This is a genomic window from Cupriavidus sp. 2SB, from assembly GCF_005503625.1.
GTDB lineage: Bacteria > Pseudomonadota > Gammaproteobacteria > Burkholderiales > Burkholderiaceae > Cupriavidus.
Window position 1 is genome coordinate 1 of sequence record NZ_SCMX01000045.1, and the last position, 24,616, is coordinate 24,616.

At 64.0% G+C, this 24,616-nt stretch carries 26 protein-coding genes; 6 read left to right on the forward strand and 20 right to left on the reverse strand.

Translation table 11 applies throughout. The features are described 5' to 3' along the window. Positions 1-241 precede the first annotated feature (241 nt). The 5 genes from FFS21_RS19850 to FFS21_RS19870 all read right to left on the reverse strand — a co-directional run bounded on the left by FFS21_RS19850 (position 242) and on the right by FFS21_RS19870 (position 4,830). Positions 242-964 carry an MgtC/SapB family protein gene (locus FFS21_RS19850; RefSeq protein WP_137926501.1) on the reverse strand — a complete coding sequence of 241 codons (723 nt, stop codon included), beginning with the start codon at positions 962-964 and terminating at the stop codon, positions 242-244. A 74-nt stretch (positions 965-1,038) separates the two neighbouring features. Beyond that, on the reverse strand, positions 1,039-2,031 hold the full coding sequence (locus FFS21_RS19855) for a pyridoxamine 5'-phosphate oxidase family protein (protein ID WP_137926502.1): 993 nt from the start codon (positions 2,029-2,031) through the stop codon (positions 1,039-1,041). Between the two features lie 51 nt (positions 2,032-2,082). Further along, positions 2,083-2,694 carry a glutathione S-transferase family protein gene (locus FFS21_RS19860; RefSeq protein WP_137926503.1) on the reverse strand — a complete coding sequence of 204 codons (612 nt, stop codon included), beginning with the start codon at positions 2,692-2,694 and terminating at the stop codon, positions 2,083-2,085. A gap of 137 nt (positions 2,695-2,831) precedes the next feature. After that, positions 2,832-3,740, reverse strand: a complete 909-nt coding sequence (locus FFS21_RS19865; RefSeq protein ID WP_137926504.1) for a LysR family transcriptional regulator — start codon at positions 3,738-3,740, stop codon at positions 2,832-2,834. A gap of 10 nt (positions 3,741-3,750) precedes the next feature. Beyond that, positions 3,751-4,830: an AI-2E family transporter gene (locus FFS21_RS19870; RefSeq protein ID WP_137926505.1), complete on the reverse strand. Its 1,080-nt coding sequence runs from the start codon at positions 4,828-4,830 to the stop codon at positions 3,751-3,753. Between the two features lie 307 nt (positions 4,831-5,137). On the opposite strand from FFS21_RS19870, the gene FFS21_RS19875 reads away from it, so the two are divergent. Then, positions 5,138-7,264, forward strand: coding sequence for a TonB-dependent receptor family protein (locus FFS21_RS19875; RefSeq protein ID WP_137926506.1), 2,127 nt, complete (start codon positions 5,138-5,140; stop codon positions 7,262-7,264). Positions 7,265-7,280: 16 nt separating this feature from the next. On the opposite strand, the gene FFS21_RS19880 is transcribed toward FFS21_RS19875, so the two are convergent. The 15 genes from FFS21_RS19880 to FFS21_RS19945 form a co-directional block, all read right to left on the reverse strand. Continuing rightward, entirely contained in the window at positions 7,281-7,619 is a 339-nt protein-coding gene (locus FFS21_RS19880) for a LysR family transcriptional regulator (protein ID WP_137926507.1), read from the reverse strand. A gap of 205 nt (positions 7,620-7,824) precedes the next feature. Next, entirely contained in the window at positions 7,825-8,925 is a 1,101-nt protein-coding gene (locus tag FFS21_RS19885) for a cytochrome c-type biogenesis protein CcmH (RefSeq protein WP_137926508.1), read from the reverse strand. Further along, positions 8,918-9,448: a DsbE family thiol:disulfide interchange protein gene (locus FFS21_RS19890; RefSeq protein WP_137926509.1), complete on the reverse strand. Its 531-nt coding sequence runs from the start codon at positions 9,446-9,448 to the stop codon at positions 8,918-8,920. The genes FFS21_RS19885 and FFS21_RS19890 overlap by 8 nt, the downstream gene beginning before the upstream one ends. Further along, a complete protein-coding gene (locus FFS21_RS19895) occupies positions 9,445-11,430 on the reverse strand; it encodes a heme lyase CcmF/NrfE family subunit (RefSeq protein ID WP_137926510.1) in 1,986 nt (661 codons plus the stop codon). The genes FFS21_RS19890 and FFS21_RS19895 overlap by 4 nt, the downstream gene beginning before the upstream one ends. Continuing rightward, positions 11,427-11,882 (reverse strand): cytochrome c maturation protein CcmE, encoded by a 456-nt coding sequence (gene ccmE, locus FFS21_RS19900; protein ID WP_137926511.1) that lies wholly within the window; start codon positions 11,880-11,882, stop codon positions 11,427-11,429. Before ccmE ends, FFS21_RS19895 begins: the two co-directional genes overlap by 4 nt. After that, positions 11,879-12,004 (reverse strand): heme exporter protein CcmD, encoded by a 126-nt coding sequence (locus tag FFS21_RS32715; RefSeq protein WP_160474071.1) that lies wholly within the window; start codon positions 12,002-12,004, stop codon positions 11,879-11,881. Before FFS21_RS32715 ends, ccmE begins: the two co-directional genes overlap by 4 nt. Next, positions 12,001-12,711, reverse strand: coding sequence for a heme ABC transporter permease CcmC (gene ccmC, locus FFS21_RS19905; RefSeq protein ID WP_249359506.1), 711 nt, complete (start codon positions 12,709-12,711; stop codon positions 12,001-12,003). The genes FFS21_RS32715 and ccmC overlap by 4 nt, the downstream gene beginning before the upstream one ends. A 52-nt stretch (positions 12,712-12,763) precedes the next feature. Further along, on the reverse strand, positions 12,764-13,432 hold the full coding sequence (ccmB, locus tag FFS21_RS19910; protein WP_137926513.1) for a heme exporter protein CcmB: 669 nt from the start codon (positions 13,430-13,432) through the stop codon (positions 12,764-12,766). Next, complete coding sequence (gene ccmA / locus FFS21_RS19915; protein ID WP_137926514.1) at positions 13,429-14,070, reverse strand: cytochrome c biogenesis heme-transporting ATPase CcmA; 642 nt, start codon at positions 14,068-14,070, stop codon at positions 13,429-13,431. The genes ccmB and ccmA overlap by 4 nt, the downstream gene beginning before the upstream one ends. 4 nt (positions 14,071-14,074) lie before the next feature. Beyond that, complete coding sequence (locus FFS21_RS19920) at positions 14,075-14,674, reverse strand: NapC/NirT family cytochrome c (RefSeq protein ID WP_137926515.1); 600 nt, start codon at positions 14,672-14,674, stop codon at positions 14,075-14,077. Between the two features lie 21 nt (positions 14,675-14,695). Beyond that, positions 14,696-15,247 carry a nitrate reductase cytochrome c-type subunit gene (locus FFS21_RS19925; protein ID WP_249359508.1) on the reverse strand — a complete coding sequence of 184 codons (552 nt, stop codon included), beginning with the start codon at positions 15,245-15,247 and terminating at the stop codon, positions 14,696-14,698. A 9-nt stretch (positions 15,248-15,256) separates the two neighbouring features. Beyond that, on the reverse strand, positions 15,257-17,752 hold the full coding sequence (gene napA, locus FFS21_RS19930) for a periplasmic nitrate reductase subunit alpha (RefSeq protein WP_137926517.1): 2,496 nt from the start codon (positions 17,750-17,752) through the stop codon (positions 15,257-15,259). Beyond that, on the reverse strand, positions 17,733-18,059 hold the full coding sequence (locus FFS21_RS19935) for a chaperone NapD (protein ID WP_137926518.1): 327 nt from the start codon (positions 18,057-18,059) through the stop codon (positions 17,733-17,735). The genes napA and FFS21_RS19935 overlap by 20 nt, the downstream gene beginning before the upstream one ends. A 97-nt stretch (positions 18,060-18,156) precedes the next feature. After that, positions 18,157-18,339, reverse strand: a complete 183-nt coding sequence (gene napE / locus FFS21_RS19940; RefSeq protein WP_137926519.1) for a periplasmic nitrate reductase, NapE protein — start codon at positions 18,337-18,339, stop codon at positions 18,157-18,159. Between the two features lie 327 nt (positions 18,340-18,666). After that, positions 18,667-19,566: a LysR family transcriptional regulator gene (locus tag FFS21_RS19945; protein ID WP_137926520.1), complete on the reverse strand. Its 900-nt coding sequence runs from the start codon at positions 19,564-19,566 to the stop codon at positions 18,667-18,669. 110 nt (positions 19,567-19,676) lie between these two features. On the opposite strand from FFS21_RS19945, the gene FFS21_RS19950 reads away from it, so the two are divergent. From FFS21_RS19950 to FFS21_RS19970, 5 genes are read left to right on the forward strand one after another with little or no spacing between them, the layout of a single operon-like run. Next, positions 19,677-20,846, forward strand: a complete 1,170-nt coding sequence (locus tag FFS21_RS19950) for a CaiB/BaiF CoA transferase family protein (protein ID WP_137926521.1) — start codon at positions 19,677-19,679, stop codon at positions 20,844-20,846. Between the two features lie 35 nt (positions 20,847-20,881). Then, positions 20,882-21,340, forward strand: a complete 459-nt coding sequence (locus FFS21_RS19955; protein ID WP_137926522.1) for a MaoC family dehydratase — start codon at positions 20,882-20,884, stop codon at positions 21,338-21,340. A 34-nt stretch (positions 21,341-21,374) separates the two neighbouring features. Further along, positions 21,375-22,394, forward strand: a complete 1,020-nt coding sequence (locus FFS21_RS19960; RefSeq protein ID WP_137926523.1) for a tripartite tricarboxylate transporter substrate binding protein — start codon at positions 21,375-21,377, stop codon at positions 22,392-22,394. Between the two features lie 30 nt (positions 22,395-22,424). Continuing rightward, on the forward strand, positions 22,425-23,582 hold the full coding sequence (locus FFS21_RS19965) for an acyl-CoA dehydrogenase family protein (protein WP_137926524.1): 1,158 nt from the start codon (positions 22,425-22,427) through the stop codon (positions 23,580-23,582). A gap of 12 nt (positions 23,583-23,594) precedes the next feature. Next, positions 23,595-24,569: an acyl-CoA dehydrogenase family protein gene (locus tag FFS21_RS19970; protein ID WP_137926525.1), complete on the forward strand. Its 975-nt coding sequence runs from the start codon at positions 23,595-23,597 to the stop codon at positions 24,567-24,569. The last annotated feature ends 47 nt before the right edge of the window (positions 24,570-24,616 follow it).

Genomic DNA, 24,616 nt, shown 5'->3' on the forward strand with positions numbered 1-24,616 from the left:
AATCAATTCCTTCGGGATGGCGGGCAATTCCCGCAATGGGGCTTTCGGTTTGCGTGGCATACATGCTCCTTAACGACATGTTATGCCCTACACACAAAATTCCTGACAGGCCCAATTGCGACAACATCGGCAAGCAGAACCTCCAGCCCTCTCCCCCAACCCCTCTCCCGCAAGCGGGAGAGGGGAGCGCATATCTGCGGGAGAGGGGAGACAACAAGCGCATAGCGAACGCCTTCGGCGTTCAATCCGACGTACTAGCACTCCAGAACGCCTGACTCACCACACTCGTTCCACCTAACCGGGCCACGATCTTGTCGAGCACGTCCCCGTCCACCGACGTCGCAGCCAGCACCGCTTCGATCTCCACGTCCTGTTCCCCGAACGCGCGCACTTCCAGATCTCCCGTGGGATATTGCGCGGCCTCCAGCGCTTCTTCGAGCAAACGCATCGCAGTCTTCTGATACGACCGCGCCGTGATCACATGCACGGTGTGCGTAACTTCCACGGCGGGTGTATCGAGTGGCTGACGGTTGATGCGGTCCACCACGGGGCGCAGCAGTGTATTGGCAGCCAGCACGAACAGCGCGCCAATGCCGGCCTCGACGATCAGATCGGCGCCAGCGCAGGCGCCCACCGCTGCAGAGCCCCACAAAGTGGCCGCCGTATTCAGCCCGCGCACATTCCCTTCCTCGCGCATGATCACGCCAGCGCCGAGAAAGCCGATGCCCGATACCACATACGCCACCACACGCACCGCACCTTCGGGTCCGGTCAAATGATTGGCCATATCGACGAAGATCGCCGCGCCCACGGCCACCAGCACGTTGGTGCGCAGGCCGGCCGTGCGCTGGCGATACTGGCGTTCGAAACCGATGATGCCGCCGAGGATGAACGCGGCGGCCAGGCTGATCGCGGTGTCGAGCAGCGATTGCGGATTGATGTGCTGCAGGGCTTGGAGGGACATGGGCGGTATCCGTTCGGGCCAGAAGTTGGCGCGATTGTGGCACAGCCGCATGTCCGTTCAAATACCCGCCGATTTCACGCCCAGCTTCCCGTCGCCAGCGCCTGCGGCGACTCGCCTCCCGGAATGAAATCCCAACGCAGTGGCAGCGCTCGGGCGCGTCGCACGATGGTTTCGGGCAGAAAGCGCCAGAGCAACTGCGCGCGTTCGAACCGGGCGATGTCCGGGGAGTCGGTGAGCACTTCGGCGCGGCCCGTCATTTGCAGCAGTTCGCCCGTCGCGTAGTTCACAAACACGAGCCCCGCCACGGGATTCACCATCAGGTTGCCGAGCGTGTTGAAGAACGTATTGCCCGGGAAGTCGGGAATCGTCAGCCCGCCATCGTCATCCACGCGCACAAAGCCCGGCTTGCCGCCGCGATGCGAGACGTCGACCTGCCGCTCGCCATCCGCGAGATCCACATACGACGCTACGAAAAACGAATCCGAAGCACGAATCAGCTTGCGCGCATGGTCGTCGAGCGCGGTCATCGCTTGCGACGGCGTATCGGCCGGTTCCGCCGGATCGCGCGTGAACGTGAAGTCGCGCTTCTGGATGTACTGCGGGCAATTGCCGAAGCTCTGTCCCACCTCCACGCTGAAATGCTGCGCATCGTCGCGCCGCACTGTGCCATTCATCCGGTTGCGCCGACGCGTGGCCGGTTCGATGCCGAGCATTCCGATGGGGTCGCCATCCTCCATGCCCGCATCGGCGGGATCGGCGGCATCGCGCACCAGCGACATGTCGAGCACGCGCGGATCGGGCGAGTGCATGAAGCCCGGATGCGCGGCCCGCACGGTGGCCCAGGGGCGGCCATCGGGTGCCACGGTGCCGATCACGATCGATGGCAACTGATGGAAAAAATCGCGATGCTGGTCGGGCATGAAGGGGCGCACCACGCGCGACCCCACTTCCGCGAGCCGTTCTTCCATGCCTGCGTGGGCTTGCAACACGCGCTCACCGGCATGCCACGGCGTGCCCGGTTGGCGTTCCACTTGCGATGGCGAGTGCGAATTCGAATGCGAGGTCATGTCAGGCTCCAGTCGAGGAACGTGCGGCGTGTCTATGCGATGCAGTGCAATTCAGGCGGCCAGGCCGACCGGGGTTTGCTGGAACGGCACGAAGCCGGGCAGCGCTTCCACGCGTGCCAGCCACTGACGCACGTTGGCGTAGCTCGCGAGATCGACGAACCCTTCGGGCGCACGCGCCGTGTAGCTGTACAGCGCCACATCGGCGATGGTCGGATGATCGGCGGCGATCCACTGATTGGCGGCCAGGGCATCGTTCATACGGCCCAGCACCAGATGGGCGCGGGCGATGGCCGCGTCGGCGTCGACGGGGGCGTTGAAAACCGTCTTGAGCCGCGCGGTGGCCGGTCCGAAGGCGATATCGCCAGCGGCCACCGACAGCCAGCGCTGCACGGCTGCCGCCGCAGCGGGCGATTCTGGCAGCCAGTCGGTGCGGCCCAGCTTCTTGCTCAGGTAGACCAGGATCGCGTTGGAATCGCAAACCACGGTCTCGCCATCGACCAGCACCGGCAACTGGCCAAACGGGTTGAGCGCGAGGAATTCGGGGGCCTTGTGCGCGCGGGCTGCCAGATCGAGGTCGATCAGTTCGACGGGCTGGCCAAGCAGCGCCAGGAACAGGCGGGCGCGGTGCGAGTGTCCGGAGAGGGGGTGGCCGTAGAGTTGCATGGCGAGGCGTCCTGGAGTCGATTGTTGCGGCGTCCGGTATGGATCCGCGTTGGAATCGACTATAGATGCGCCTCAGCCGTGGAAAAACGGTCGGCGCGAGAAGGCACTCTTCTGGATTCAGGAAGAATCAAGAAAAATCAGCGCACAGGATTCAGGGCAGGGGAACTGCGCAGGGTATCCACGGCCAGGTCGATAAAGGCGCGCACCTTGTGCATGGCATGGCGGCCTTCGCGGTGGATGATGTTGATGGGCAGCGGCACCGGCTCCACATCCTCCAGCACCAACTGCAGCCGGCCGTCGCGCACTTCATCGGCCACCTGGTAGGACAGCACGCGCACCACGCCGAAACCGGCAACCGCCGCGGCGATGGCCGAGTCATTGGTGGTCGTGGACATGCGCGGCGCCACGCGTATCGGCAACGGTTCGCCGTGGCGCTGGAACCGCCACTCGGGCAGTGTGGAAATACCGGTGGTCTGGATGATGGTGTGTTGCGCGAGGTCCTCGGGCGTAGCCGGGACACCATGCCGTGCGAGGTAGGCCGGCGAGGCGCAGGTCACGCGCCGCACGTACCCCACCGGAATGGCCTGCAGCGATGAGTTCGGCAGCGGGCCGATGCGCACGCCCACGTCGATACCCTCGTCGATGAAGTTCACAACCCGGTCGATGAACAGGCAATCGACATCCACCTCGGGATAGCGATTCAGGTACTCCACCACCACCGGCGTGACATAGTGCCGGCCGAACAATACCGGGGCCGTGATCGACAGTTGCCCGCGCGGCGCCGTGTGTGCGCCGGCAGCGGACAATTCCGCATCGTCGATCTCGCCGAGGATGCGCCGACAGTTCTCGAAATAGGCCACCCCGGTAGCGGTGGGCCGCACCACGCGCGTGGTGCGCGTCAGCAGCCGCACGCCGAGGTGGGTTTCCAGCTCCGTGATCACGCGGCTGACCACGCTCAACGACATATCCAGCCGGCGCGCGGCAGCCGTGAAACCGCCGCTTTCCACGACGGCCACATAGGTCTTCATTGCCTGAAGCCGGTCCATGCCGCGTGCCTCAGTGCGGGGGGTCTTCGAACGTGGGACGGGTGGGATCGTCCGCACCGTTCAGGTCCCAGCAGGCGATGAACAGCGCCGCCACCAGCGGACCGATCACGAAGCCGTTGAGTCCGAACAGCGCCATGCCGCCCAGCGTGGAAATCAGCACCACGTAGTCCGGCATCTGCGTGTCCTTGCCGACCAGGATGGGGCGCAACACGTTGTCCACCATGCCGATCACCAGCACGCCAAAGCCAATCAGCACGCAGCCTTTCCAGATTGCGCCGGTGAGCAGGAAGTAGACGGCCACGGGTGCCCAGATGAGGCCCGCGCCCACGGCCGGCAGCAACGACAGGAACGCCATCACCACGGCCCATAGCAGCGCGCCCTGGATGCCGAGGATCGCAAAGATGCCGCCGCCGAGCATGCCCTGCACCAGCGCCACGACGATATTGCCCTTGACCGTGGCACGCACCACCGTCGTGAACTTCTGCATCAGGTGGGTCTTGTGCCCGGCGCTGAGCGGTACGGCCTGCCGGATCCGGCGCGCCAGCGTGGGGCCGTCGCGCAGCAGGAAGAACAGCAGGTACAGCATGATGCCGAAGCTGATCATGAACTGCGCCGTGTTCTGGCCGATGCTCAGTGCCCGCGTGGCCAGCGTCTGGCTGGCCTGCAGCGCGCTGGCACTGAGCTTGTCCTTGACGTCGGAGATGCTGGCGAGATCGGCTCGCGCGAGGATGTCGCGCACAAAGGGTGGCAGGGCGTCGGCGGCAGACTGGAAGTAGTGGCCGAAGTTGATCTGGCCCGAGCGGATGCTCTCGTAGAGGTTCACGCCTTCCCGGATCAGCGAGGCCGTGATGAGTGTCATCGGCAGGATCACCAATACCAGTACCAGCAGCAGGGTCAGCAGTGCCGCCACGTTGTTGCGGCCCCGCAGGGCTACCACCAGCCGCCGTTGCAGGGGCGCGAAGATGATGGCCAGCACCGCGCCCCAGAACACCGCACCGTAGAACGGCAGCAGGATCCACGCAAATGCGATGGATACCACCGCCAGGAGCAGCAGGAAGACTTTGTGATGCAGACCGGAAGATTCGGTCATGGGCGATTCCCTATGTCGGACGAAGCCAGGCGCCATTCTACGATGCCGGCTGCGTCGCTTCTGTCTGGCGGCCGCCTACATGTCTGTGGCAGGTATGCGCACATGGAATGTCTGGACAACCGGCTGGCTTGCCGCGTCAACAACCCCATCGAGCAAGGGGTAAACAGCATTTCGTCGTGTCCAGGCAACAGTTGGTTTTGGGACGCAAAGATTATCCCCGTCTTTTATTTCAAGACAGACTTCCGCGAACAATTATCATTTACATTCCTCCCTTTCGTATCGCTATCGTTACAAGGAAGGACCGATCATGAATTCGAGCCGCCGCGGCCAGCAGCCCGCCGTTCCTCAATCCGCATTGTGCGCAACGGCGGTGGCCGTCGCGATGCTCTGCATGGCGCCGCTTGGGGCACTCGCCCAGCAGGCCGAGGGGGCAGGGGAATCTGCCGGCAACGAAAAAATGCTCGAAACGGTGTCGGTCAGCGGTAACTGGCTTGGTACGGGCCTGCAGAACAGCGTGAAGACGTTTGCCGGCGCGCGCACCATCGTCGACGAGAAGCAGATCGAGCAGAGCGGTGCCACCAACATCGGCGATGTGATGCGCCGCATCCCGGGCGTGCAGTCCACGGACAACTCCGGCACGGCGGGCAGCTCGATTTCGCTGAACATCGGCGTACGTGGCCTGACGGGCCGCTACACGCCGCGCTCGACAGTACTGCTGGATGGTATCCCGATGGCCGTGGCGCCTTACGGCCAGCCGCAACTGTCGTTCGCGCCGGTGAGCCTCGGCAATATCGAATCGATCGACGTGGTGCGCAGCGGCGGCGCCGTGCGCTACGGCCCGCAAAACGTGGGCGGCATCATCAACTTCACCACCAAGCCGATTCCGGCCGGCCCGGGCATCACCGGCGACGCATCGGTGCGCGAGAACATCTACACCGAAGGCGGTGGCAAGAACACCCAGTACGACGCCTTCGTGGGCACCACGCTCGACAGCGGCCTCGGGATCGCGCTGCTCTACTCGGGCATGACCGGCCGCGACTGGCGCAAGGGCAGCGACGACGACGTGAACGATCTGGCGGTGAAGTTCGCGTACGACATCACGCCGACGCAGCAGGTCTACGGCAAGCTCTCGTACTTCGACGTGAAATCGAAAACGCCGGGCGGCCTGACCGTGGCCCAGTACAACGCCGATCCGTTCCAGAACACGCGTCCCAACGACTACTGGAGCGGCAACCGCTACGGTTTCGACCTGGGTTATCTGAACACGATCTCGGCGAACCAGGAGTTCGAGATCCGTACCTGGTACAACGACAGCTACCGCCAGAGCACCCTGCAGCAGACCGCCACGACCGCATCGTTCCAGCCGCGCAACTACAACACCTTCGGTATCGAGCCGCGCTTCACGCAGCGTTTTGGCGTGGGCCCGACCACGCATGACGTGACGGTCGGCTATCGCTACATCCGCGAGCGCGGCGATGACAACGTCATCACCATCAACACCCGCACGGGCGTCCGGACCCCGAACTCGACGTTCGACAATGCCACCGATGCGCACGCCGTCTACATCGACGACCGTATCGCCTATGGCCAGTGGCGCATCGTGCCGGGCGTCCGCTTCGAGCACATCAGCACCAACCGCCAGCAGGCCGGCACCACGACGCAGTACGACAGCGTGAACAACAAGGCGCTGCCGTCGGTCAACGTTTCGTACCTCGTGAACAATGCCTGGACCGTGTTCGCGGACTACAGCACGTCGTTCGGCCCGGTGCAGAACATCCAGTTGAACTCGCAGACGCCGAACAACCCGCTGCAGCCGGAAGTGGCCAAGACGTTTGAAGTGGGTACGCGCTGGACGGATAGCCGCATCAAGGGCGAGCTGACTGCGTTCAAGATCAAGTTCGACAACCAGATCCTGCAGGTGCCGGGCATCAATCCGGCCACGTTCCAGAACATCGGCGCGACCGACCACGACGGTGTGGAATCGGCCATCGACTACACGTTCGACCGTGCGAGCATGCTGGGCGGCCTGAACGTGTACGCCAACTACACCTACACGCGTGCGATCCAGAAGTCGGGCACGACGGCGGGCCTGGACGTACCGTTCTACTCGCGTACCACCGATACGATCGGCGCGCGCTACGACTGGCGCAACTGGACGTTCAACGTGTCCACCACGCACCAGAGTTCGCAGTATTCGGACACTGCAAACACGGTGGCGGAATCGCCAAGTGCCAATGTGGGCAAGATCCCGGGCTTCCGTACGTGGAATATTCAGGCGATGTTCAAGGTGCCGCAGATGAAGCGGACCGACATCACCATCGGCCTGAACAACCTGTTCGACAAGCGCTACTACACGCGCAATGTCGACGGCAACGCTGGCCGCATGGTGGGTGCGCCGCGCATGGTCTACATCCAGGCCCGCGCAGGCTTCTAAAGGCAGGCGGGCCGCTTCACGCGCTGGCCGGGGCTTCGTCCTGGCCGCGCGTGTCGGCCATCAGGGTGTCCCACATGCTCAGCAGGCGGATCGCGCACGGATAAAGGCGGACTGCAGCAGCCGTGGGATGCATCTGCGTGGATTCGCGCGTGAATAGCGCCACGCCAAGGCGCTCTTCGATGCGGCGCGTCGCGTAGAGAATGCATGCGGCGCGAATGCCGCTGTGCCGCTCCGCTGCAATGGCGGAGCGAAACTGCATCAGCAATACAAACCGGCGCAGGTGATCGGTATTGACGTGGCGGATTGGAGTATTGGGATGCTGGACATCTTCCGGCGGACGTACTGGCAACGCCATGCTAAGCCGCTCACGAGGAGCGGGAGCACCGTCCGGCTGGGACGATCCATCCGGCGTGTGAAACGAATCAGTCGACCACATAAGCCTCGAAGGTCAGATTGGATGCGAGGCATTGTCTGACTAATCCCGGGTATGGCGTTTGCGCTCGCGCAAGGTCGATACGCAGCATCCTGATACCGGTCTGTGCTGTAGCGCGGAGTTTTCGTCACTTGCCACGGGCCGCCGCGAGGTTCGCCGCGACGCGTGCTGCCGTCGATGAGTCGGGCGGCAGCAGTTTCAGAAGATGCTCCCAGTACCTTGTGGCTTCGGCGGCGTCACCACGTTGAGCCGCCGCACTGGCAGCCAGCGCCAGCCCCTTCGGGTCATCGGGGTCTGCGGCGAGCGCGGCCCGGATTTGCACCAGCGCTGGTCCTTGCAGGGAGCCTTCGTTGACACTGGCGAGCACGTCGGCATAGTCCGAACGCAACGACGCCACAGTGGGTTCCAGCGCCACCGCCTTGCCGTATGCAGCGGCCGCATCATCGAACCGTTCCATCACCGTATAAGAGCGCGCCAGCATGGCCCAGCCTTGCGCATCGTTGGGATTGGCCTGCAGGCGCCGCGCCAGTTGATCGACCATGGTTTCGATCTGCGCGATGGTGGGCGTGTGAGCGTCGCCGGACAGGCTATGCGAATCGTCACCTTGGATCACCGCGGCGGGATTGCCGAGGTGGAGGTAGATCATGGCGGCAGCGGGGGGAAGCACGACGCATAGGGTGGCGGTGGTCCATCGGCTTCTCGCTGCGCCACCGGTTTGCGCCCCTCTCCCGCGCGCGGGAGAGGGGTTGGGGGAGAGGGCGGGAGCTCCTGCTTGCCGACTTGTTGCAATTTGATCGGCCAGCCCTCTCCCCCGCCCCTCTCCCGCAGGCTGGAGAGGGGAGACCACCGGGCGGGCGTGGAGCCGTGTACGGCGCAGCCGCTGCCACAACACCGCCACCACCACAACCAACAACCCGAACGGCCCCAACCAAAGCAACCACGTCGACGCCTTGAACGGCGGATCGTAAAGCACGAACTCACCATAGCGTTCGACGAGATACCCCTTGACCGCGTCGTCGCTCGCCCCCTGCATCAACTGCGCACGTATCAGCGCGCGCAGATCGATCGCCAGCGGTGCATTGGAGTCTGCCAGCGTCTGGTTCTGGCACACCACGCAGCGCAGTTGCTGCGCCAGTGCATGCACGCGCGCATCGAGTTCGGCGTCGGTGGCAGCGCTCGCCTGCATCGACATCGCAACAAAGAGAACACCCAGCAGCGCCTTACGCATGCTCTCGCTCCAGTTGCAGCAGCAGCGGCTTGATCTGCCGCTCCAGCGTGTCCTTCGTCACCGGACCCACCTGCCGATACCGCACCACGCCGCGTCGGTCGATGATGTAGGTCTCCGGTACGCCATAGACGCCGAAGTCGATGCCTACGCGGCCATCGGCATCGACCAGCGATTGCACATACGGATCGCCCATCTGCTGCAGCCAGCTTCGCGCCGCTGGCACGGTGTCCTTGTAGTTGAGTCCATAGAGCGGGACCGTGGATTTGCCCGCGAAGTCCACCAGCAAGGGATGCTCGCTGCGGCAAGCGGCGCACCACGACGCCCATACGTTGAGCATCCACACCTTGCCTCGCATATCGGCTGCGCTGACTGAAGAAGGCGCATCCAGTACCGGCAACGAAAACTGTGGCGCCGGCTTGCCGACCAGCGCCGATGGCAGTTCGCGCGGATCATGCCGCAGGCCCGCAGCCAGGGCGAGCACGATGGCGACGAAGACGGCCAGTGGCAGGAGGAAGCGCGTCATGGCCGGGTGTCGAATGAGGGCAGCGGCGTGGCGATTGGCGCGGCATCTGCCACGGGACGGCGCACGCGATAGCGACGGTCGCTCGCGGCAACCAGTCCGCCAAGTGCCATCAGGCCGCAACCGGCCCAGATCCATTTCACGAAAGGCTTCACGTAGATGCGCACGGCCCAGACTTTTTCTCCGGCGGCCTCGCCAATCGCAACATAGAGATCACGCGCAAAGCCCGTGTCGATGCCCGCCTCGGTGGTCGGCATGTCCTGGCTGCGGTAGATGCGGCGCTCGGAAGCCAGCGTGGTGACGGCCTTTCCATTGCGGCTGACCGTGAACACGGCGCGCAACGCCTCGTAGTTGGGACCCACTACCGGCACCACACCATCGAAGCGGAACACATGGCCGTCCACGTTGACCGTATCGCCAGCCCGCATCGGCAGTTCGCGCATGGTCTCCTGGCTGTTCACCATGGTCACGCCGATAATGAACACGCCCACGCCGGCGTGGGCCAGCAGCATGCCCCAGTAACCAGCCGGCAACTGCCGTAGCGACGCGCGCCAACCGTCGCGGTGTTTCAGCTTGCCTGCAAGGCTTACCGCTGCTCCGGCCAGCGACCAGGTGGCCAGCGTCAGGCCGAGCCCCGTCAGCGCCGACGGGTGACGAAGAACAAGCAGCAGACCGATGCCGATCACCACGCTGGCGAGCGCCGCCCAACGCAGCCGCCGTACCATCGGCGGAAACTCGCCACGTCGCCAGCGTGCCAGCGGCGCTGCACCCATGAGCAGCACGGCGGGCGCCATCAACGGCACGAACACCTGCTCGAAGTACGCGGGCCCCACCGAGACCTTGCCCGCACCCAATACATCGAGCAACAGCGGATAGAGCGTGCCGAGCAACACCGCGGCGGCGGCCACGGCCAGCAGCACATTGTTGGCCAGCAGGAAGGTCTCGCGCGAGGCCAGCGTGAAATCGGCGCGACGCGTCAGTTGCGGTGCGCGCCATGCGAAGATCGCCAAGGCGATGCCCGTGACCAGCGCGAGCAGCGTCAGGATGAAGATGCCACGTTTGGGATCGACTGCAAACGCATGCACCGATGTCAGAACGCCCGAGCGAACAAGGAAGGTGCCCAGCAGGCTCAGCGAAAACGTGAAGATCGCCAGCAGCGCCGTCCATGCGCGAAACGCGCCGCGCTTTTCGGTCACGGCCAGCGAGTGGATCAATGCGGTGCCCGCCAGCCACGGCATGAACGAGGCGTTTTCCACGGGGTCCCAGAACCACCAGCCGCCCCAGCCGAGTTCGTAGTACGCCCACATGCTGCCGAGTGCGATGCCGATGGTCAGAAACAGCCACGCGAAGATCGTCCATGGCCGGGACCACCGTGCCCAGGCGGCATCGAGGCGGCCTTCGAGCAGCGCGGCCAGCGCGAAGGAAAAGGCCACTGCAAAGCCCACATAGCCCATGTAGAGGAAGGGCGGATGGAACACCATGCCGGGGTCCTGCAGCAGCGGATTGAGGTCGCGACCTTCCATCGCGCGCGGCAGCAGATGGATGAACGGATTCGACGACAGCAACAGGAACAGCAGCAGACCGCTAGAGATCGCCCCCATCACGCCGAGCACGCGCGCCACGAACGGCAGCGGCAGGGGCCGGCTGAACAGCGCCACCGCGCACGACCATCCGGCCAGCATCAAGGTCCACAGCAACATCGAACCTTCATGGCCGCCCCAGACCGCAGCGATGCGATACATCAGCGGCAGCGCACTGTTGGAGTTGCCGGCCACATAGCGCACGCTGAAATCGTTATCGACGAAGGCGAACGTCAGCGAGAGATACGCGCCCAGTACCAGCAGCCATTGCGCAATGGCTGCCCGCCGCGCCCACAGCATCCACGGCACGACGTTGCGCGCTGCACCGGCCAGCGGCAGCACGGCCTGCACGAACGAGGCCAGCAGCGCGCAGATCAATGCAAAGTGGCCAAGTTCCACGCTCATCGCTGCACCTTCCGATTCACGGCATCATCGTTGGCCGCGCGTTTCAAGGCTTCGGCGGCTTCGGGCGGCATGTAGTTCTCGTCGTGCTTGGCCAAGACTTCGCTGGCGACGAACGTACCGTTGGCATCGAGCGCGCCACGCGCGACCACGCCCTTGCCTTCGCGGAACAGGTCGGGCAGCAGGCCGCGATACACCACAGGCACGGTGTGCCGGGTATCGGTGACCACGAAGTGGATCGTCAGCGATTCGCCTTCGCGCCGGATCGATCCCGGTTCGACCAACCCGCCGACGCGGAACGCGCGTCCCTGCGGCGCTTCGTGCGCGGCGATCTGGCTGGGGCTGAAGAAGAACACAAGGTTCGACTGGAACGCATTGAGCACCAGTGCGAGTGCTACGCCACCACAGGCCAGTGCGGCGAGCAGCAAGCCGAGACGTCGCCGGCGCGGCGTCATGGTGTGTCGTCCTCGTGATCGGCATGCCTGCGACTGCGTCGCCTCAGCAGCACCATTTCCAGCGCAATGGCGACGCATGCCACGCCAAATGCGCCGACGAGGTAGGGAATGTGCCCGCTCATGATGCCTCTCCACGCTCGCGCAGCAGGCAACGCACGCGCACCAGCGCCACGGCGATGGTGTACATCCAGCACGCCAGTGTCATCGCCAGCATGCCGGCGAGCATCGTCGCCGCCATCGACGGAGCGGCGGTCAGACTGACCGATGCGCCTTGATGCAGCGTGTTCCACCACTGCACGGAGAAGTAGATGATCGGGATGTTCGCCACGCCCACGAGGCATAACACTGCACAGGCACGTTCGGCGCGGCGGGGTTCTTCGATGGCGGAAGCGAGCGCAATGTAGCCGAGATACAGGAACAACAAGATCAGTTCGGACGTGAGCCGTGCATCCCACACCCACCATGTGCCCCATGTGGGTTTGCCCCACAAGGCGCCGGTCCACAGTGCGAGGAACGTGAACATCGCGCCGGTGGGGGCGAGTGCCAGCGCCATCATCGACGAGAGCCGCGTGCGCATCACCAGTGCCAGTGCGCTGTAACCGGCCATGACAAGGTAGATGAACATCGACATCCACGCGGCAGGAACGTGGATAAAGATGATGCGATAGACCTCGCCTTGCTGTGCATCGGTGGGCGCTACGGCGAAGCCGATCCAGAGACCGATGACGAGCCACGCAGCAGCAAGCAAAAAGAACCACGGCGCCATGCGTCCTGCCAGCGGATAGAACACAGCGGGCGATGCAAGCCGCGTCCACCGGCTACGCGCCATGTGGTGCTTGCGCGCGGAAGTGTCTTGCAGTGGAATATCGCGGTTCATCGCCTCATTCCATGGCAATGCGCAGGCCCGCCGCCGTCGCCAGCGGGCACACGCACAACGAAAGCGCCAGGCATGCGCCCAGCAACGAAAAATGCGGCATCACATCGAGTCCTGCATCGGCGGCAGCGCCGGCACTGGCGCCGAATACCAGCACGGGAATCGACAGCGGCAGTACCAGTACGCACAGCAACACCGCGCCGCCGCGCACGCCGAGCGTCAGCGCGGCGCCGACGGCACCGATCAGGCTCAGTGCCGGGGTGCCGATCAGCAACGATGCGGTCAGCAACAGCGTGGCACCGCCCGGCAGGCTGTATTGCTGGGCGAGCAGCGGGGTCAGGATCAGTAGCGGCAGGCCGCTCGATAGCCAGTGCGCGCAAATCTTGCCCAGTACCAGCAAGGCCAGCGGATGGGGCGAGAGCAACAACTGGTCGAGGCTGCCATCGGCATGCTCCTGCGCAAAGAGGCGTGACAGCGACAGCATCGACGCCAGCAACGCCGCTACCCACAGGATGCCGGGTGCAAGCATGCGTAGCTGTTGCGGGTCGGGTCCGATGGCCAGCGGAAACAGACTCGACACGATCACGAAGAACACCACGCTCGCCAGCAGGCTGCTGCGCCGTTGCCACGCAATCGACAGGTCATGAGCGATCAGCGAAGCCAGTGTCGCGATCATCGCCGTGCGCTCGTCGTGGGCCCGAGCGTGAGCGTCTGACACGGCAACGGTATCGCCTGGTGTGTGGCGATCACGGCCATGCCGCCATCGGCAAGGTGTTGCGCCAACAGTGTATGAAAGCGATCCGATGCATCGAGGTCGAGCGAGGTCAGCGGTTCGTCGAGCAGCCACAGTTCGCGCGGTGCCAGTGCCAGGCGGGCGAGCGACACACGGCGGCGCTGGCCTTGCGACAGCGCACGCACCGGGACATCGCGCAAGGTATCGAGGCCCAGTCGCGCCAGCGCGTGGCGGATCGCAGTGGCATCGGGTGCGGACAGACCCGCCATGCGCGCCGCAAAGCGCAGATTGGTTTCCGCATCGAGGTCCACATCGATACCGTTGGTGTGACCCACATAGGCGAGCGATGCGAGGAATTCGGCATCGCCAGCCCGCACCACGCGTCCGCGCCACAGCAACCGTCCTTCGGCAGGCGGAACGAGGCTCGACAACACACGCAGCAGACTGGTCTTGCCCGCACCGTTGGGACCGACTACCTGCATGAGCGTGCCCGGTGTCAGCGACAGGTCGAGGTCGCGAAAAATGATCCGGCCCATGCGCCGCACCGTCAACTGGCTGGCTTCGAGCACCGGGGTCGCCATGGCGCTATTTCTCCGGCGCAGCGGCCACATCGGGCAGGCGGTGCGCAATGCCCTTGTGGCAGTCGATGCAGGTCTTTTCCTTGTTGGCCAGGTAGGTGGAGTGCATGGCCTGCGCGCGCGGACTCTGGCGCGTGAAGTCCATCGACTGGTAGTCGTGGCAGTTGCGGCATTCGAGGGAATCGTTGGCCTTGAAGCGTGCCCATTCGTGCTGGGCGAGTTCCAGCCGGTGCGCCTGGAATTTCTCGCGCGTGTTGACCGTGCCGAAGATCTTGGCCCAGACCTCTTTCGACGCCTGCATCTTGCGCGCCATCTTGTCGGTCCAGTTATGCGGTACGTGACAGTCCGAGCATTTGGCGCGCACGCCGCTACGGTTGGTGAAGTGAATGGTGCCCTGCAGCTCCTGGTAGACGTTGTCGCGCATCTCGTGGCAACCCGTGCAGAACTTCTCGGTATTGGTGACTTCCAGCGCGGTATTGAACGCGCCCCAGAACAGCACGCCGGCGATGAAGCCGCCCAGCGTCAGGAAGCCCAGGCTGAAATACGCGCTGGGGCGGTTGATGGTGCGCCAGTAGCGCACGAGGAGGTCCCAGAGTCTGCCTTTCATCGCTCGCCCCGTTCGATCCCGTTATTTGGTGCTCGTTGTACCGGATGTTCCGGCCTTGGCGCTGCCACCCTTGCCGTCCTTCGCGCCTTTCTCGCCGCCCGCGCGCTTGAGCATCGTTTCCACATCCACGAACGAGTTGCCCACCAGCGGCTTGGTGTCGGCCTGCGGCACATGGCATTGCGTGCAGAAGTAGCGGCGCGGCGAGACCTCGGCCAGCACGTTGTTGTCGCGGTCCATGTAGTGCGTGATGCTGACCGGGATCGAACCGGTTTCCTCGCTCTTGGTGCGCGCGTGGCAGAACATGCACCGGTTGAAGTCGCGATCCAGCTGGTAGCCGTCGATCTTGTGCGGGATCGTCGGCGGCTGCATGGTGTAGTTGCGTGTGCGGCGGATGTCCTTGTTCTCGGTCGGGAAGAGCAGCGGCGGCTTGGTCTCATTGGCCACCGGCGTGGGGCCGCGCATGGCATCGACCAGACCCTGCGCATTGGCCGGGGCGATGCATAGCGTGACCAGCGCCAGCAGCAGCCAGACGCCAAAGGCCAGCAGGGCGGGCCAGGAACGTGTCGGCATGATGGCGTCCTCCTAGACCTTGACGATCTTCACCGCGCACTTCTTGAAATCGGTCTGCAGCGAGATCGGGCAGGTGGCGTCGAGCGTCACCTTGTTGATGAGTTGGCTCGCATCGAACCACGGCACGAAGACCAGCCCCTTCGGCGGCGTATCGCGTCCGCGTGTTTCGATGCGCGTGCGCATGCGGCCACGCCGTGACACCACTTCCACTTCGACACCTCGCCGCAGGCCCATGGCGCGCGCATCCTCGGGATGCATGAAGCAGACCGCGTTCGGAAATGCACGATACAGTTCCGGCACCCGGCGCGTCATCGAACCCGAGTGCCAGTGTTCGAGCACGCGGCCCGTGGCGAGCCAGAAGGGATATTCCTTGTCCGGCGACTCGGGCGGCGGCTCATAAGGCAGCGCAAAGATCACGGCCTTGCCGTCAGGATGCCCGTAGAACTGAAAGCCCGTGCCCGCCTTGACGTAGGGATCGCTGCCTTCGCGATAGCGCCAGCGCGTTTCCTTGCCGTTGACCACAGGCCAACGCAGCCCGCGCACCTCATGGTAAGTATCGAACGGTGCGAGGTCATGGCCGTGACCGCGTCCGAAGGTGGCGTATTCCTCGAACAGCCCCTTCTGCACGTAGAAGCCGAATTCCTTCGACTCCGCGTTGTGGTACTCGGCGTTGACTTCCTTGAGCGGGAACTTGTCGACGTTGCCGTTGCGATACAGGACGTCGAACAGGGTCTTGCCGCGCAGTTCGGGTTTCTTCGCGATCAGGTCGGCGGGCCAGACTTCCTCTACCTTGAAGCGCTTGGAAAACTCCATCAACTGCCAGAGATCGGAGCGCGATTCACCGGGGGCATCGACGAGCTGGTGCCAGAACTGCGTGCGGCGCTCGGCGTTGCCATAGGCGCCTTCCTTCTCCACCCACATCGCGCTGGGCAGGATCAGGTCGGCGGACAGCGCGGTCACGGTGGGATACACGTCCGACACGACGATGAAGTTATCGGGGTTGCGATAACCGGGCAGCCCCTCTTCCATCATGTTGGCGGCGGCCTGCATGTTGTTGTTGACCTGCACCCAGTAGGCATTGAGCTTGCCGTCCTTGAGCATGCGGTTCTGCAATACCGCGTGATAACCGGGCTTGTCGGGGATGGTGCCAGCGGGCAGCTTCCAGATGCGTTCGGCTTCCTCGCGATGCTTGGGATTCGTGACCACCATGTCGGCGGGCAGCCGGTGCGAGAAGGTGCCCACCTCGCGCGCGGTGCCGCATGCGGACGGCTGCCCCGTCAGCGAGAACGGGCTATTGCCGGGCGTGGCGATCTTGCCGGTCAGCAGGTGGACGTTGTAGACCATGTTGTTGACCCACGTGCCGCGCGTGTGCTGGTTGAAACCCATGGTCCACAACGACATCACCTTGATGTTGGGGTCCGCATAGAGATCGGCCAGTTGCAGCAGCTTGTCCTTGGGCACACCCGACAGCTTGCTTACGTAGTTGACGTCGTACTTCGAGACGAACTTCGCGAACTCGTCGAAGGTGATGGGCTTGGCGTCGGTGGCATTGCCCGCATTCTTGGCGGCTTTTTGCAGGGGGTTGTCGGGCCGCAGGCCGTAGCCGATGTCGGTGACGCCTTCCTTGAACACCGTGTGCTTGTTGACGAAATCCTTGTTGACGCGGTTCGTGCTGATGATGTGATGCGCGATGAAGTTCAGCATCGCCAGATCGGTCTGCGGCGTGAAGATGATCGGCACATCCGCGAGGTCGAACGAGCGGTGCGTGAAGGTGGAGAGCACGGCCACGCGCGTCTTGGGATGGCTCAGGCGCCGGTCCGTGATGCGCGTCCACAGGATCGGGTGCATCTCGGCCATGTTCGAACCCCACAGCACGAAGGCATCGGCGTTTTCGAAGTCGTCATAGCAGCCCATCGGCTCGTCCATGCCGAAGGTGCGCATGAAGCCGGTGACGGCCGATGCCATGCAGTGCCGGGCGTTGGGATCGATATTGTTGGTGCGGAATCCGGCCTTCATCAGCTTGGAGGCGGCGTAGCCCTCCCAGACCGTCCACTGGCCCGAGCCGAACATGCCCACCGCTGTAGGGCCTTTCTCCTTGAGCACGCGCTTGAACTGCTTTTCCATCTCGTCGAAGGCGCGGTCCCAACTGACCGGTGCGAAATCGCCGTTCTTGTCGTACTTGCCGTTCTTCATGCGCAGCAGTGGCTTGGTAAGCCGGTCCTGGCCGTACATGATCTTCGACAGAAAGTAACCCTTCACGCAATTCAGGCCCTTGTTGACCTCGCATTGCGGATCGCCCTGCGTGGCCACCACCTTGTTGTCGCGCACGGCCACGGTCACGCCGCAGCCAGTGCCGCAGAAGCGGCAGGGCGCCTTCGACCATTTCAGCTTGGTGACTTCGCTGTCCGTGACGAAATTGGCCGCTTCGGCAGCCGTGGGGATGCCGGCCACGGAGGCCGTGGCCGCAATGGCGGTCTGCTTGATGAATTCACGTCGCGTGACTGGCATCGCCGATCTCCTCGTACATGGCTGCGGCATCCTCGTTGTGCTGGTAGACCAGTGTCGCGGAGATCACGCCTTCAAGCTGATGCAGGCAGGTGAGTTGGGCCACGATAGCCTGCGAGGTAGGGGCCTCGGCCGTGACCACGAGCTTGCCGATGTCGCTGACCGCATGGATCTCGACACCCGTCATGGCCGCGATGGCGGCCTGCACCCGATCCAGGCTGGCTGGATGGGCATAGACCATGATGCCGGCGATATGCCACTCGTCGCCCGATGCGACGGGCGTGATGGGGATGGAACGTCTTGCAGGCATGCAGATACCCCGCAAACAAGACTGCTGGTTGGAGTGTTCCAGTCTTTCTGTTTTTTGCCATTGGCCCTTGGACCAAGGGTGCTACCGGTAATGCACGTCAGTGCGTGGGCGGTCCGCTGATCAGTTGGCTCATCCAGACAATGAAGCCATAGCCGGCCACGATGATGACGGACAACACCGGCACCATCACGGCGGTAAGAAACAGGAAACTGCGCAGTTCTTCCTTCTTGCGCTGTGGGTCGTGAGGGTTCCGTGGTTCCTGAACGCTGCCCGAATCCATGTGTTTCCCCGGCTCTTGAACAGGCGCACCCGGCACGAGCGCCGGTGATGCGTAACCCATTAAAGAAACCCGGAGCAGGAGTGTCAAGACATGCACCCGTCCGGAGATGCGGACTTTTCTGCCACTGACCGTGCGATGCCTGCGCGACTTCGCAGGCGGCGCGCAGCCTCCGGCGGCGCGACGATTGGATCAGGCCGTGATGTGAAGAAGTTTTCCGCCGATATCAATAAATTCGACAACAGCGAGTTCAACAGCGAGTTCAACAGCGAGTTCGATTCCGCCGTCGTGAACGGTTGTGGGGGAATACGCACTTTCCCGCGATGTCCGCTATCCCCCGGCCTTCGCAATCTTCTGCGCCGCAGCAACAAAGCGCAGCACGTGGCGATCATCGGTGTCCTCCTTCGTGGCCAGCGCGATGCCGATGGCGGCAGCCGGGCGCGGGCTCGACAGCGGCAGAAAGCGCACACGCCGATTGGTATAGCGCGCGGCCACGCCGGGCACCAGTGCCACGCCAAGGCCGCTCTCCACCAGGCTGACGATAGTCTGCACCTGCACGGCTTCCTGCGCGATTTTCGGCACGAAGCCCGCCTGCTGGCACAACAGCATTGCCACGGCGCGCAGGTTGGGCACATCGGCGCCGGGATGCATGATGAACGGCTCGTTGGCCAGCGCCTTCAGCGCGATGCGATCCTGCCTGGCGAAGCGGCTTTCGGCCGGGACGGCGGCGACGAACGTATCGGACTCCAGTGGCATCAGTGCAAATGGTCCGCTGCTCAGGATGGGAAAGCGCACGAGTCCGGCATCGAGCTGCCCCTGTTCGATGCGTTCGAGGATCGACGCCGAGGTGGACTCATGCAGGATCAGCTCGATGCCGGGGTGTTCGCCGCGAAAGGCGGGAATCAGGCGCGGCAGCAGCGCATAAGTGGCCGAGCCGACAAAGCCGATGCGCAGCGCGCCACGTTCGCCATGTGCGGCAGACAGCGCGGCGGCGCGCGCCTGATCGGCGTGGAAGAGTGCCCGGCGCGCATCGTCGAGCGCGGCCTCGCCCGCCTGCGTCAGCCGCACGCCGCGTGTGGTGCGCACGAACAGCGGCGTGCCCAGCGATGCTTCCAGCTTGCGGATCGAGATCGACAGCGGCGGCTGCGCCATATGCAGCCGTTCTGCCGCGCGGTGGAAGTTGCCGGTTTCGGCGAGGACGACAAACTGCTGGAGCTGACGTAGATCCATGGTGATATACAGCGGATATCGGTTACTAAAAAACTAATATTAGACACGATTGACTGCCGGGCATAGGCTGTGGTCTTCGGAACCCCTAGAAAAAACAAGGAGACCCAGGCATGTTGCCCCTGGCCGGAATTCGCGTAGTGGACCTCTCGACGGTTGTGATGGGGCCGTACGCCAGCCAGTGGCTGGCTGATCTGGGCGCCGAAGTGATCAAGGTGGAGACGCCCGAGGGCGACTCCACACGCCGCACCGGGCCAGCCACCGAGGAGGGCATGTCGGCGATCTTCCTCGGCGTGAATCGCAGCAAGAAAAGCGTGGTGCTGAACCTCAAACAGCCCGCCGCACAGGCTGCGCTGCACAAGCTGCTGGAAACCGCCGATGTCTTCCTGCACAGCATGCGTCCGCAAAAACTCGGCAAGCTCGATCTCGACCCGACGAGCGTGATGGCGCGGCATCCGCAACTGATCTACGTGAGCCTGCTCGGTTTCGCGGAAGAGGGGCCCTACGGGGGCCGGCCCGCCTATGACGACATCATCCAGGGACTCTGCGGCAATGCCGCACTGATGGCGGCGCAGACCGGCACCGTGCGCTATTTCCCGACGATCTCTGCGGACAAGACCAGCGGGCTGGTTGCGGCACTGTCGATCAGCGCGGCACTGGCTGGACGCGAGCGCAATGGCGGCAAGGGCGGCATGGTGGAAGTGCCGATGTTCGAGTCGATGGTGGCGTTCAACCTCGTGGAGCATCTGTACGGCCAGCACTTCGAGCCGCCACGCGCGCAGGCCGGTTATCCGCGCGTGCTGGCGCCGCTGCGCCGCCCCTATCAGACCGCCGATGGCTACGTCTGCATGATGCCGTACACCGACGCGCACTGGCGCGACTTCTTCAAATCCGCAGGCCGCGTCGATCTGGCGACCGATGCGCGCTTTGCCGATATCGCGGCACGTACGCGCCATATCGAAACGCTTTACGAGATCACTGGCGAACTGGTGCGCGAGCGGACCACCGATGCGTGGATCGACGTTTGCGAATCGCTGCAGATACCGGTGGCACGCGTGAACGGTCTCGACGAACTCGTGGACGATCCGCATCTGCGCGCCACCGGATTCTTCGATCAGGTAAGCGATCCGGCCATGGGCACGCTGCGCTTTCCCGGCGCACCGGTGCGATTCGATGGCGAACGCGCACGCGCCAGCGTGCCGCCGCGGCTTGGCGAACACACGCGCGAAGTGCTGGGCGGCGTAGGACTCAGTGACGAAGAGATTGCCGCATTGGGCGGCTGAACACGCATCCATCAAGAATCCATCAAGGAGGGGACATGAGCACGCAGCCGCAACGACTGGGGCAGGGGTTTTACTGGCAGGACATTCAGGAAGGACAGGTTTTCGAGACCTTCCGCCGCACCGTGACCGAGACCGATCTCGTCAATTTCATTTCGGTGACAGGCATGCTCGAAGCAATCTTCATCGAGGAAGGCTACGAGGGGAGTGCGATCAAGGGGCGCCCGGTGCCGGCGGCGCTGACGTATTCGCTGATCGAAGGCTTCATCCTGCAAACGATGATTCAGGGCACGGGGCTGGCGATGCTGGAGTTGACGCAGAAGATCCTCGGCCCCGTACTGGTGGGCGACACCATCCATGCCCGCATCACCGTGACCGGCATTCGTCCAACGTCGAAGAGCGGCCGTGCAGTGGTCGATTCATCGATCGAGGTGTTCAACCAGCGACAGGAACTGGTGATGACGTACACGGCGCGGCGGCTGCTGGCTGGGCGCTAGCCAGCTAACGGATTCACCCGGAGGAGACACAAGCATGCCAATACAGAGCAAGAATGCCAGGCATCCCCAACCCATCGCGCTGCGCCGCAAATGGTTGCGAGCGGTGGCCGCGTGCGGCGTTGCCGTAGCCCTACTGCCGCAAGCCGCGTTGGCAGCAGACTACCCTGATCGTCCTATTCGGCTGGTCGTGCCGTTCCCGCCGGGCGGTCCCACCGATCTCGTCTCGCGCGTGATCGCCAAGAAGATGTCGGAGGATCTGGGCCAGACGGTGCTCGTGGACAACCGTCCCGGCGCGAACGGCAACATCGGCAACGAGATCGTGGCCAAGGCGCAGGCCGATGGCTACACGGTGCTGTACAACACGTCGTCCATCGCGCTCAGTCCCGCGCTCTACAAGAAGCTGTCGTACGACGTGAAGCGCGACCTGCTGCCCGTGGCGCTGACTGCCAACGTGCCGTTGGTGCTCGAAGTCAATGCGCAGGTGCAGGCGAACACCGTGCCCGAGTTCGTGGCGTGGCTCAAGGCCAATCCCGGCAAGATGACCTATGGCTCCGCCGGCAACGGCAACGTGACCCATCTCGCCGCGTTCCTGTTCCTGCAGGCCAATGGCATCGAAGCGGTGCACGCGCCGTACAAGGGCAGCGCGCCGGCGCTGACCGACCTCGCGAGCGGACAGGTGCAGTTCATGACCGACACGATCAACTCGTCGCTGCCGTTTATCCGGGACAAGCGCATGAAGGCGCTGGCAGTGACCAGCAGCGCCCGCAGCGCACAGTTGCCGGATGTGCCGACGCTCGCCGAGTCTGGTCTGAAGGGCTTCGAGGTGGGCGCGTGGCAGGGCATGATGGTTCCCGCAAAAACGCCGCCAGATATCGTGCGTCGGCTCAACGGTGCTGTGCTGAAGGCGCTGGCATCGTCGGACGTGCGCGCCAGCCTGGCCGCGCAAGGGGCTGAACCGCGCGGGTCGTCGCCCGAAGCCTACGGGACGTATCTGTCCCAGGAACTGGAGCGGTGGCGCAAGGTCGTCAAGGACACTGGCGTGACGCTGGACTGACCGACCGCATTCCCTGGAAGGAGATCGATCTTGCGTTCCCTGTTTGACACGTTCGCCCTGACAGCGCTGCCGCGAGAAGCCTCGGCGTTTCGGGGCGAGGTCAAGGCATTCTTGCGCGACCATCTTCCCGATCTGCCGCCCGACCGTCGCGCACGTTCGTGGATGGGATTCGATGCAACATTCAGCCGCGCGTTGGCGCAGCGCGGCTGGGTTGGCATCACGCTGCCGGCGCAATACGGCGGCGCGGGGCTCGATGCGTTTTCGCGCTTTGTGCTCGTGGAGGAATTGCTGGCCTGCGGCGCGCCGGTGAGCGCGCACTGGATTGCGGATCGGCAGAGCGGTCCGCTGATCCTGCGCTATGGCACCGATGCGCAGCGGGCTTTCTACCTGCCGCGCATTTGTCGGGGCGAGGCATTCTTCTGCATCGGCATGAGCGAGCCCAACGCAGGCTCCGACCTTGCGAGCGTGACCACGCGCGCCACGCCGTGCGAGGGTGGATGGCGCCTGAATGGCCGCAAGATCTGGACGACCAATGCGGATCGCTGCCAGTTCATGCTGGCACTGGTGCGCACCTCGGGGCAGCCCGAGGATCGGCAGAAGGGCCTGTCGCAAGTCATCGTCGATCTGTCCGCGCCGGGTGTGAGTGTTCGACCGATCCACGATCTTGCAGGCGACGCGCATTTCTCGGAGGTTGCATTCGACGATGTGATGCTGCCCGCCGATGCGTTGGTGGGGCAGGAAGGCGCTGGCTGGGAACAGGTCAATGCTGAACTCGCCTTCGAGCGCAGCGGGCCCGAGCGGCTGTATTCGAGCGTGGTGCTGCTGGATGCATGGATTGCCGCGCTGCGTCGCTTGCCGGCTGTGCAGCGCGATACCGTCACCATTGGCAGGGTGGTGGGCCGGCTGGCCGTGCTGCGTGCGATGTCGCTGGCAGTCACCGCGCGGCTGGCCGCGGGCGAAAGTCCGCTGATCGAGGCAGCGGTGGTCAAGGACCTTGGCACTGAACTCGAACAGGCGGTTGGCGCGCTGGCGGAAGCGGCGCTCGGGGATGATCCGGTGCTGGCTGCCGATGCCGACTTGTATCGCACCTGCGCGTACATCAGCCAGATTTCGCCGACCTATTCGCTGCGCGGCGGCACCCGCGAGATCCTGCGCGGCATGATCGCGCGCGGGCTCGGCCTGCGTTAACGGGGACTTGTCATGGAAAACGTCTATTCGGATGCCCTGGAAGCGCTGCTGCGTGATGCCTGCACGCCAGCGGTGGTGCGAGACATCGAGGGTGGCAGATCGGCATCGACGCTATGGGATGCGCTGCACGAGAGTGGTTTCGCTGACAGCCTGCTGCCCGATGCTGGGTTGTCGTTGGCCGATGTGCTGCCGATGCTGATGGCGATGGGGCAGTACGCGTTGCCATTGCCACTGGCGCAGACGATGTTCGCGCGCGCGGTGCTGCATGCTGCGGGCCACGAGATTCCTGCTGGACCCATCGCACTTGCTACGTTAGAAGATGTACCTCGCACGCATGTTGCCGACGGGGCGAGTGCTGCGTGGTTTCTCGTTCAGCGCGGGGATGTCGCATGGTTGCTGGCGCGTGACGATGCCACGATGCAATCGACAGGCGTGCATGGTGACCTGACAGTGAGCATTGCTGGAAAGCCGTCAATGTCGTTCCCGCTGCCGCACGGCTTGTTGCGGACCATCGGTGCGACCCTGCACACGGCGTTGATGGCTGGCGCGATGTCGCGCGTGTTCGACCTCACGCTCCAGTACGCCAACGACCGCACGCAGTTCGGGCGCTCCATCGGCAAATTCCAGGCGATCCAGCACCAGATCAGTACGATGGCGGAGCAAGTGGCGGCCGTGCGGATGGCGGCGCAGATCGCATGTTCGGGCGAAGGCTGGCAACCGGACCGGATGCACGCGGCTATCGGCAAGTTCAACGCCAGCGATGCTGTGACATCAGTTAGCGCGGCTGCGCATGCCGTACATGGCGCGCTGGGTATCACCGCTGAATACGATTTGCAGCTATTCACACGGCGGCTTCACGCGTGGCGTATGGCCGATGGATCGGAACGCTACTGGGCGCGGGAAATCGGCACGGTGGTGTGTGAGACGGAGATGCAGACGGTAGATCAGATCCGGCGATGGGCTGGGGAGACGGCAAGCACCACGTAAAGGCGAACGCCCGTAGCTATGCGCTCCCCTCTCCCATGTCAATGGGA